This window comes from Oerskovia rustica (assembly GCF_014836555.1).
Classification (GTDB): Bacteria; Actinomycetota; Actinomycetes; order Actinomycetales; family Cellulomonadaceae; genus Oerskovia; species Oerskovia rustica.
The window spans coordinates 116,618-126,116 of sequence record NZ_JACSQQ010000011.1; the positions used below are offsets into that span (position 1 = coordinate 116,618).

General features: G+C 72.4%; 8 protein-coding genes. 1 reads left to right on the forward strand and 7 read right to left on the reverse strand.

Features of this window, described 5'->3' with window-relative positions:
• Positions 1 to 70: 70 nt before the first annotated feature.
• The 7 genes from H9652_RS08540 to H9652_RS08570 all read right to left on the reverse strand — a co-directional run bounded on the left by H9652_RS08540 (position 71) and on the right by H9652_RS08570 (position 8,499).
• Positions 71 to 1,042, reverse strand: coding sequence for an N-acetylmuramic acid 6-phosphate etherase (locus tag H9652_RS08540; protein ID WP_191795876.1), 972 nt, complete (start codon positions 1,040 to 1,042; stop codon positions 71 to 73).
• Positions 1,039 to 2,349 (reverse strand): anhydro-N-acetylmuramic acid kinase, encoded by a 1,311-nt coding sequence (locus H9652_RS08545; RefSeq protein ID WP_191795877.1) that lies wholly within the window; start codon positions 2,347 to 2,349, stop codon positions 1,039 to 1,041. The genes H9652_RS08540 and H9652_RS08545 overlap by 4 nt, the downstream gene beginning before the upstream one ends.
• Positions 2,346 to 3,908, reverse strand: coding sequence for a glycoside hydrolase family 3 N-terminal domain-containing protein (locus H9652_RS08550; RefSeq protein WP_191795878.1), 1,563 nt, complete (start codon positions 3,906 to 3,908; stop codon positions 2,346 to 2,348). Before H9652_RS08550 ends, H9652_RS08545 begins: the two co-directional genes overlap by 4 nt.
• Positions 3,905 to 4,741: a carbohydrate ABC transporter permease gene (locus tag H9652_RS08555; protein WP_371415827.1), complete on the reverse strand. Its 837-nt coding sequence runs from the start codon at positions 4,739 to 4,741 to the stop codon at positions 3,905 to 3,907. The genes H9652_RS08550 and H9652_RS08555 overlap by 4 nt, the downstream gene beginning before the upstream one ends.
• A 104-nt stretch (positions 4,742 to 4,845) precedes the next feature.
• The gene (locus H9652_RS08560) at positions 4,846 to 5,751 is read right to left on the reverse strand and encodes a carbohydrate ABC transporter permease (protein WP_191795879.1); all 906 of its coding nucleotides are present in this window, start codon (positions 5,749 to 5,751) and stop codon (positions 4,846 to 4,848) included.
• A gap of 115 nt (positions 5,752 to 5,866) precedes the next feature.
• Positions 5,867 to 7,174, reverse strand: coding sequence for a sugar ABC transporter substrate-binding protein (locus H9652_RS08565; protein ID WP_191795880.1), 1,308 nt, complete (start codon positions 7,172 to 7,174; stop codon positions 5,867 to 5,869).
• 275 nt (positions 7,175 to 7,449) lie between these two features.
• Positions 7,450 to 8,499, reverse strand: a complete 1,050-nt coding sequence (locus H9652_RS08570; RefSeq protein WP_191795881.1) for a lipoate--protein ligase family protein — start codon at positions 8,497 to 8,499, stop codon at positions 7,450 to 7,452.
• A gap of 292 nt (positions 8,500 to 8,791) precedes the next feature.
• Here H9652_RS08570 and H9652_RS19725 point away from each other — a divergent pair.
• Positions 8,792 to 9,499: BadF/BadG/BcrA/BcrD ATPase family protein (locus tag H9652_RS19725; protein WP_318244057.1), on the forward strand; the 708-nt coding region annotated here is incomplete at its 3' end.

Here is a 9,499-nt window from a genome sequence, read left to right on the forward strand (position 1 = left end):
CGATCCGACCTTGCGGCCGTCTGCTTCCCGACCTGGCCCTCTGACCAGGGACGTCGCGCGACCGAGACCCTCAGGCCCCCAGCAGCTCGAGCGCGCGGCGCACGCCGGGCGCCCCGGCCCCACGCAGCGCCTCGCGGGCCTCGTCGACGCCGACGCCGGCGAGCAGCATGACGAGCGCGACGTGGATCTCGCCGCCGGCCCGGTGCAGGACCTGCTCGCACTCGTCGGTGCCGAGTCCCGTGGCCTGGACGAGCATGCGCACGATGCGGGCGCGCAGCTTCTGGTTGGTCGGGCGCACGTCGATCATGAGGTTCGAGTACGTCTTGCCGAGGCGGATCATGGTCGCGGTCGAGAACGTGTTGAGCACGAGCTTCTGCGCCGTGGCGGCCTTCATCCGGGTCGAGCCCGTCACGACCTCGGGGCCCGTGTCGAGGAGGATCGCGACGTCGACGCGCGAGGCGAGGCGCGCCTGCGGGTTGGCGCTCACGAGCACGGTCGCGGCGCCTCGCTCGGCGGCGACGTCGAACGCGCCGCCCACGTAGGGGGTGCGGCCGCTGGCGGCGAGCCCCACGACCAGGTCGCCGGCCCGGACGCCGTCGGCGTCGCGCCGTCCGAGCTCGACGTCGTCCTCGGCTCCTTCGACCGCGAGCATCATGGCGCCGGCGCCGCCCGCGAGGTGCGCCTCGAACCACTCGTCCCCCACGCCGTACGTGGGCAGGAGCTCGACCGCGTCGAGGACACCGAGACGCCCCGACGTGCCGGAGCCGAAGTAGTGGACCTTCCCGCCGCCGCGGAGCACGGCCACGGCGAGGTCGACGGCCGCGGTGATGCGGTCGGCCTCGGCACGTACGGCGTCGGCGACCCCGGCGTCCTCGTCGGTGATGCGCCGCACGACCTCGGCCGTGGGCAGCAGGTCGATGTCCGTGGTGCGCGGGTTGCGGTCCTCGGTCGGCGACGCGAGCCGGAGCACCTCCTGCCAGTCCTCGTCGGAGGACGTGAGTCCTGCCGGTCCGGCGTCCGTCGCGGGGCGGGTGTCGGTCATCGGTGCGTTCCCTTCGGCATCGGGGCGAGCCCGAACGGGGTGTTGGCCAGCACGAGCCGGCGGATGGGCCCGGTGAACGCGGGCCAGACGAGCGGGGTGGGCGGGGTGAGCGAGCCGAGGACCGCGGCGCGGCGCGCCCCGGTCGAGCGGCGGCGCTGGACCCCCTTGGCGGTGCCGGCGACCCCGTGCGCCGACAGGAAGCCGAGGAGCGCGAAGAGGTACGCCTCCTTGGCGTCGATGGGCATCCCGAGCTGGTCGGCCGTGAGGAGCTCGCAGCCGTCCGGCAGGTAGGCGCGGAGTCGCTCGAGCAGCGTCGGGTTGTGCGCGCCACCGCCCGAGACGACGACGCGGCGCACCTCGCGCTGGGGTTCCGCGGCGGCGTCGCCCGCGCTGCGTCGGTCGGCGGGGATCGACTGGGCGACCGTGAGCAGCCCTTCCGCGATGGTGACCGCGGTGAGCTCGGTGAGGGTCGCGACGAGGTCGGGACCGGTGAGATCGGGGCGCACGGACGCAAGCTTGCGCGGCACGTAGGTCGCGTCGAACAGCTCGCGGCCGGTCGACTTGGGGGCCTTGGCCGCGAAGTACGGGTCGTCGAGCAGGGCGCGCAGCGCGGCCTGGTCCACCGTCCCGGCGGCGCCCAGGGCGCCGTCGCGGTCGAACGGCTCGCCCGTGAGCTGGCGGGCGGTGAGGTCGATGAGGCAGTTGCCGGGACCGGTGTCCCACCCGGTCACGGGTGCCTCGACCTCGCCGACGAGCGTGACGTTCGCGATCCCGCCGATGTTGAGCGCTGCGCTCAGCCCGGCCGGCGCGCCGTCGGGCGACTGCGGGTCGCGGCCGAGCCACAGGGCGTCGAGGACGCTCACGAGGGGCGCGCCCTGGCCGCCTGCGGCGATGTCGGCGACGCGGAAGTCGCTGATGACGGGCCGCTTGGTGCGCTCGGCGATCCAGGCGGCGTTGCCGAGCTGAAGGCTGCCGTGCGCGCGGGCGCCGACGACCCAGTGGTAGAGCGTCTGCCCGTGCGACGCGACGAGGTCGACGTCACCGCCGGCGACGTCGTCGATGGCCTGGCGTCCGGCGCGGCCGAACTCCTGCCCGATGAGCGTGTCGAGCTGCGTGACCTCGCCCATGTCGACCGCGGCGGGCGGCAGCGCCTTGAGGATGCGTTCGCGCAGCGCGGCGGGCCACTCGTACTCGGTGTGCCCGAGGGGCCGCATGCGCAGGACCCCGTCGGGGCCGAGGTGGAAGTCGGCGGCGGCCGCGTCGATCGCGTCGACCGACGTGCCGGAGGACAGGCCGAGGACGATCATCGGGTCACCTCCGAGGTGAGCGCGGTCAGCTGCCCGACGGCGGCGCGCGCGTTCGCACGTCCGGTGCCGCAGGCGACGACCACGGTGGTCCGGTCCCCGAACCAGGCGGGGACGGCGTCGGGGAAGCCGGTGTGGACGGCGACGAGGTCCGGCCGGGCGGCGCGCAGGGCGTCGAGCATGCCTGCCTCGCGGCTGCCCGGGACGGGCTCACGGGTGATGACGACCAGCGGCCGGGCGGGACCGTCCGCCTGTCGTGCCGAGACCGCGGCGAGCGCGTCCTCCCACCCGGCCTGGTCGGAGAAGGCGTGGAGGGTCGTGTCAGGGAAGGCCGTGACGAGCGCGGTCTGGACGTGCTGGGCGGTGCGCCCGGCGGCGTGGTCGAACCGCTGGCGCAGGTCGACGACGTCGGGTGCGGGGCCGGACGGGTCGAGGTGCGTGGCGGGACCGTGCACGCGCACGGCCCGCTCGGCGGCCTCCTGCCCGACGGCGGCGAGCGCCTCGAGCGCGGCCGTCGCCTCCTCGGGGCCGCAGGTCGCGCCCGCGGACGCCTGGCGCTCGCGCACCCGGCGCACCGTGCGTGCGGTGCGGGCCGCAGACTCCTGGAGGCGCTCGATCGTGACCCGACCCTCCTCGACCGCGGCGAGGAGCGCGGACTGCGCCTGGCGGAACAGCGCCTCGTCGTCGCGGCCGACCGTCGTGCCGAGGCACAGCAGGTCCGCGCCGCCCTCGACGGCCTGGACGGCGACCTCGCCGATCCCGTCACCGCCCGAGACCGCGCCCATGTCGAGCGCGTCGGTGATGATCGGGCCCTCGAAGCCGAGCTCGCGCGCCAGGGCGGCGGCAGCAGGCTCGAGCGAGACGGGTCGCGGACCGATCGCAGGGACCAGCAGGTGCGCGGTCATGATCGAGTCGATGTCGACGTCGGGCTCGAAGGCACGCACGAAGGGCGGCAGGTCGCGCTCGCGGACCGTCTCGAGCGAGTCGTCGACCACGGGCAGCGACAGGTGGGAGTCCACGTCCGTCGCGCCGTGCCCCGGGAAGTGCTTGCCGCACGCCCCGACGCCCGCACGGTGCAGGCCCTGGACGAACGCGGCGCCGTGCCGGGACACGAGCCCGGGCGTCGCGCCGAACGCACGCACGCCCACGACGGGGTTCTCGGTCCGGGAGTTCACGTCGAGCACGGGCGCCAGGTCGAGGTCCACGCCGGTCGCCGCGAGGAGCCGCCCGAGGGCGAGCGCGACCCGCTCCGTGAGGTCCTCGTCGTCGACCGCCCCCAGGGCCGCGGCCCCCGGGATGCTCGACCCCGTGACGGCCTCGAGCCGGCTGACGTCCCCACCCTCCTCGTCGATCGTGATCAGCAGGTCGGGCGAGACCTCGTGGAGGTGGGCCGAGAGCCTGGCGGTCGTGGCGACGTCGGGCGTGTTGTACGCGAAGTAGACGACTCCCGCGAGCCCCTCCTCGCAGGCCGCGAGGAGCCAGGCCGGGGCGTCGGTCCCCGTGAGACCGGGGAGCAGGACGCCGTTGACGGCGCGCAGCGCGTCGTGGTGCACGGTGGTCATCCCTTCACCGACCCAGCGGTCAGGCCGGAGGACAGGTTGCGCTGCACGAGGACGAAGAAGACGATCACGGGCAGCGTGATGAGGGTCGAGGCGGCCATGACGGCGCCCCAGTCGGTCGTGTTCTCGCCGAAGAACTTCTGCAGACCGATCGGCACGGTGTACTTGGCCGACTGCTGCAGGAACGTCAGGGCGAAGATGAACTCGTTCCACGCGGTGATGAACGAGAAGACGCTCGTGGCGACCACGCCGGGGGCGACGAGCGGCAGCAGGATCTTCCAGAACATGCGGCCCCACGAAGCACCGTCGAGGTACGCGGCCTCCTCGAGCTCGACCGGGACCGCCGCGACGAAGCCGCGCAGCATCCAGATCGCGAAGGACAGCGAGAAGGCGATGTAGACGATCGTCAGACCCAGGAGCGAGTTGAGCATGCCCAGCGTGCGCATCTGGAGGAACAGCGGGATGACGAGGGCCTCGAGCGGCACCATCTGCACCATGAGGACGAGCACGAGGATCGACTTGCGGAAGCGGAACCTGAAGCGGCTCACCGCGACGGCCGCGAGCAGCGCGAGCACCGAGGAGAACACGACCGCGCCGATCGCGACGACGATCGAGTTGCGCAGGTAGTGCCCGAACCCCCCGTCGTCGATCACGGTCACGAAGTTGTCCCACGTGACCCCGGCGGGCAGGATCCGCGCGCCTCGCGTCGCGGCCTCGGGGTCGATCGCCGAGGAGAACATCCAGTACGCGGGGAACAGCGCGAAGGCGAGCAGCGCGACGATGCCGACGACCTTGCCCGCGGTCGGCAGGGGACGCTTGCGCGCCTTGACCCGCAGGGCCTGCGGGGGGCGCGGGGCGCTTCCGTCGATCGATGCGGCCACCGTGCGACCCGCGCGGCCGGCCGTGGGCGGGGTGCTGGACGGGGTACCGGTCAGGGCGCTCACAGCTCCTCCTCCTTGAACAGGGTGCGCATGTACACGATGGTGATCCCGAGCAGGATCAGGGTGAGCAGCACGGCGATCGCCGAGCCCATCCCGTACTTGCCCTGCGCGAAGGACTGGATGTACGACCACACGCCGAGGTTGAAGACCTCCTTGTTGCCGCCGTTGCCGCCGGGCATCAGGTAGATCTGCGTGAAGACCTTGAAGTCCCAGATGGTCGACAGGATCGTCACGACCGCGAAGACGGGGCGCAGGATCGGCGCGGTGATGGTCCAGAACCGGCGCCAGGGCGTGGCGCCGTCCATCATCGCGGCCTCGTGCAGCTCCTTGGGGATCGTCAGGAGGCCCGCGAGGACCGTGATCGCGACGAAGGGGAATCCGTGGTGCACGACGTTGAGGGTCGCGATCGCGTAGAAGCTCAGACGCTCGGTGAACCAGTTCGTGGTCGCCGGGTCGATGAGCCCGACCGAGTCGAGCACCGAGGAGACCAGACCGTTGAGCGGGTCGAAGATCCAGATCCACACGTACGTGCCGGTGATGGCCGGGACGGCCCAGGCGACCATGATCGCCGTCGAGCAGACCGTGCGCCAGAGCGTCCCGAGGTTGTTGAGGAACAGCGCGACGGCCGTGCCCAGGACCACCGTCAGGACCACGCACGCGACCGCGAAGCCGATCGTGTTGGGCAGGACGACGGTCCACAGGAACGAGTCGCCGAAGATCGCGGCGTAGTTGTCGAAGCCGATGTAGTTCGACTCGCCCGAGGCGATCTGCCGCAGGCCGTAGTCCTGCAGCGAGATCATCACGACGCGGGCCAGAGGCCACAGGAGCAGGACGCCGAGGACGCCGAGCGCGGGGGCCAGGAGCAGCCAGGGGCGCAGCGGCGACTTGTGGCCGAGCACTTGCATGCCACGTCGGCCGACGCCGCGGCGCGGGCTGGAGGAAGGGGCCGGGGCCGGGGCCCGGCGCGTCAGCTGGGCGGCCGACGCGCCGGGAACCTGGTGCAGATCTGCCATGGGCTCGTCAGGACCCGAAGGTCTCGTTCATGTCGGCGGCCGCGGTGTCAGCGGCCTCCTGCACCGTGGCGCTGCCCGAGAGGATCGACTGCAGCATCGTCTCGACCGTCTTCTTGCCCTGGATCTGGCCGTAGAGCGGCGTCACCGGGACCGAGGCGCCGGCCTCGACCATCTGCTGGGCGAACGGCGCGACGAGCGGGTCGTTCTCCTCGATGACCTTCTCCAGGAGCGAGGTCTGGCCGGGGAAGTAGCCGGACTGGTTGCCCCACTCCTGCGCGAACTTGCCGGTCGTCATCATCTCGACGAACTCCCACGCGAGGTCCTGCTTCTCGCTGGCCGCGAAGACACCCAGGTGCGACCCGCCCAGGAACGAGTCCGACAGACCGTCGGTCTCACCCGGGATGGGGAACGCGCCGATCTTGTCGGCCATGTCCGGGACGTCCGTGAGGATCTTGCCCGGGGTCCAGCTGCCGGAGATCATCATGCCGACGTTGCCCTGCTCGAAGTTCGACAGGAGGTCGGTCTCCTTCCAGGTCGTCGCCGCCGCGGTCGACAGGCCCGCGTCGGTCGCGAGACCCGTGTAGAACTCGAGGCCCTTGACGGAGTCCGCGGAGTTGATCTCGGACTTCCAGGTGTCGCCGTCCTTGACGGCCAGGTCGCCGCCCGCACCCCAGATGAAGGGCATGGCGCCGTACTGGGAGTCACCGGCGATCGGGAAGGGGATGAGGCCCGGGTTCGCGGCCTTGAGCGTCTCGGCCGCGGACTGGAGCTCGGCCCACGTCGTCGGGATCGCGATGCCGGCCGCCTCGAAGAGGTCCTTGCGGTAGATGACCGAGCGCACACCGGCGTACCAGGGCATGCCGTACTGCGCGCCGTCGAGCGTCGCGGACTCGACGAGCCCGGGGACGAGGTCCTCCTCGAGGCCCGCGTCCTTGATCCGGTCGGTCAGGTCGGACAGGGCGCCGACGTCGGCGAACTCACCGGTCCAGGTGGTGCCGAGCTCGGCGACGTCCGGCGTGGTGTTGCCCGCGATGGAGGTCGTGAACTTGTCGTGGGCGCTGGCCCACGGCTGGAACTCGATCTGGAGGTCGGCGCCGGTCTCTTCCTTGAACGCGGTGGTGACCTCGTCGAAGAAGGCGTCCCCGTCGGGGTTGGTGCCTTCCATGATCCAGACGGTGAGGGTCTCGCCGGTGTGGTCGGCGGAGGCTGCGTCCCCCGTGGCCTCGCCGCCGCTGTTGTCCCCACCGCCACACGCGGTGAGGCCGAGCGCCAGGAGGAGGGTGCCCGTGACGGCCACCGTGCTGCGTCGCTGCATGCCGTGACTTCCTTTCTGGTCGGCTGCCGCGTCGCGGCCAGCCGTTCGTCCCTGCGGACCTGATCGTTCGTGGGGGCGCCGGGTCGTCGGCACCCTTCGACTCTGAAACAAACTTACATCAGGTTGGGTGTTCGTGAAGATTACCGCCAACGACGGGCAGAGGGAAGCCGGTCGCGAAGTTGTGACCTGTTGGTAACCTCGGCGACCCGACGGCGCGGGCCCCGGCGACGCCACGGCGCGCGACCTCGCCCCGACCGCGACCCGCGGCTACCGCGTCACGGCACGCGCGCCGTCCACTCCTCGGTCCCGAACTTCGTGCGCACGAGCTCCTCGGCCTGTGCGCGCTCGTCGGCGGTCACCGCGCCGTCGACCGTGCGGTACCGCGACCGGAAGTGCGCCTTGAAGGCCTCGATGACCTCTTCGCGCGCCATGCCGGTCTGCGAGCGCACGGGGTCGACACGCTTGTTGGCGCTCTTGGTCCCCTTGTCGCTCATCTTCTCGCGCCCGATGCGCAGGACCTCGAGCATCTTGTCGGCGTCGATGTCGTAGGCCATGGTCACGTGGTGCAGCACCGCTCCCCCACGCAGGCGCTTCTGCGCGGCACCCGCGATCTTGCCCGCCGGGGACGCGATGTCGTTGAGCGGCTTGTAGGTGGCGTTCACGCCGACGTCGGCGAGCGCCCCCAGCACCCAGTCGTCGAGGAACGCGTACGAGCGCTCGAAGCTCAGACCCTCGACGAGCGAGGCCGGGACGGTCAACGAGTACGTGATGGTGTTGCCGGGCTCGACGAACATGGCGCCTCCGCCCGAGATCCGGCGGACCACGGTGATGCCGTGCTTCGCGGCGCCCTCGGGGTCGACCTCGTTCCTGAGCGACTGGAACGACCCGATGATGACGGCGGGCGCGCCCCACTCCCAGATACGCAGCGTGGGACCGCGCCGGCCGGCATCGAGCTCCTCGGTGAGGACCTGGTCGAGCGCGAGGTGCATCGCAGGTTGCTCGGGGCCCTCGTGGATGATCTCGAAGACGTGGTCGTCCCAGCCGGTCGCATGACCGAGCGCGCGGCGCACGGCGATCGCGACGGCCTCGGGCGAGAACCCGACCATCGTGATGTCGTCGGTCAGCACGGCCTCGATCGCACGCGTCAGGTCCGCGACGGTCGACGTCTCGGGCAGCCCGGTCAGGGCAGCGTTGATGTCGTCGAGCGCGTCGTCGGGCTCGAGGAAGAAGTCTCCGCTCAGCGCGACGCGGGACAGCCTCCCCCCGTCGGTCTCGACGTCGACCGCCACGAGCTTGCCACCAGGAACCTTGTACTCGCCTCTCATGGGCTCCACGGTACGTGCCGCTGGACGCGAGTCCGCGCTCCACGGGTCGCCCGCACCGCCGGACACCTGGTGACCTGGGCCACACGCAGGAGTAGCCTCCAAGCAGCAGGGCCCGGCCCCCGGTCGAGGGCCCGCCCCGGGGCTCCGGTGCGAGGTCCGGTCGGGGGCCCGGCCAAGGACCCGGCCACGAACCGGGCCGACGGCGAGAGTCCCGGGCGCAGGGCCGGGTGAACCCCGTGGCACTTTTCTCCGCGCTGTGGCGCTGTTGTGAAACTTCATGCCACAATGAGGCGTGACCAGCACGCAGGACCCCGACCCCGCCCGCCCGGAGGCCCGTGCAGACGTCGCGGCGCCACCCACGGGCTCCCCCCGCTGGATCGTCGCGATCGACGTCGGCGGGAGCGGCAGCCGCCTCGTCGCGGCAAGGCTCGACAGCGATCCCAGCAGCGATGCCGACCCCGACGCGCACCGCACGAGCCTCACCGGACGCCCGGTCGCGATCGGACCCGACGGCAGCGACGTCGCCGAGGTCGTGCACGACCTGGGCGCAGCCTTCGTCGCGGCCTGGACCGAGACCCACGGCGAGCCCCCCGTGGTCGCCGCCGCCGCGGTCGGCGCGACGGGCGTCGCGACCCTCGTCCCGGACCCGACCGCCGTCCACGACGCGCTCCGCGCGAGCCTCTGCGCCGAGCGCACCGCGGTCGCGGCCGACGCCGTGACCGCCCACCTCGGCGCGCTCGGCGGCCGGGCCGGGGCGGTCGTCGCGGTCGGTACGGGCACGATCGCCCTGGGCACGAACCTCGCCGGGACCTGGCAGCGCGTCGACGGGTGGGGTCACCTCCTCGGCGACCTCGGCTCGGCGTCGTGGATCGGCGCCCACGGGCTGCGGGCGGCGCTCGCCGCGCACGACCGCCGTTCGACGGGCGGTTCGCGCCCGCTGCTCGCCGCCGCCACGGCGCGGTTCGGCCCCGCCCCGACCTGGCCCGCCCAGCTCTACACG

Coding starts and splice junctions, on each gene's coding strand:
- H9652_RS08565 (WP_191795880.1), bottom strand. CDS start 7,174: ATGCAGCGACGCAGCACGGTGGCCGTCACGGGCACCCTCCTCCTGGCG.
- H9652_RS08550 (WP_191795878.1), bottom strand. CDS start 3,908: ATGACCACCGTGCACCACGACGCGCTGCGCGCCGTCAACGGCGTCCTG.
- H9652_RS08540 (WP_191795876.1), bottom strand. CDS start 1,042: ATGACCGACACCCGCCCCGCGACGGACGCCGGACCGGCAGGACTCACG.
- H9652_RS08545 (WP_191795877.1), bottom strand. CDS start 2,349: ATGATCGTCCTCGGCCTGTCCTCCGGCACGTCGGTCGACGCGATCGAC.
- H9652_RS08560 (WP_191795879.1), bottom strand. CDS start 5,751: ATGCAAGTGCTCGGCCACAAGTCGCCGCTGCGCCCCTGGCTGCTCCTG.
- H9652_RS08570 (WP_191795881.1), bottom strand. CDS start 8,499: ATGAGAGGCGAGTACAAGGTTCCTGGTGGCAAGCTCGTGGCGGTCGAC.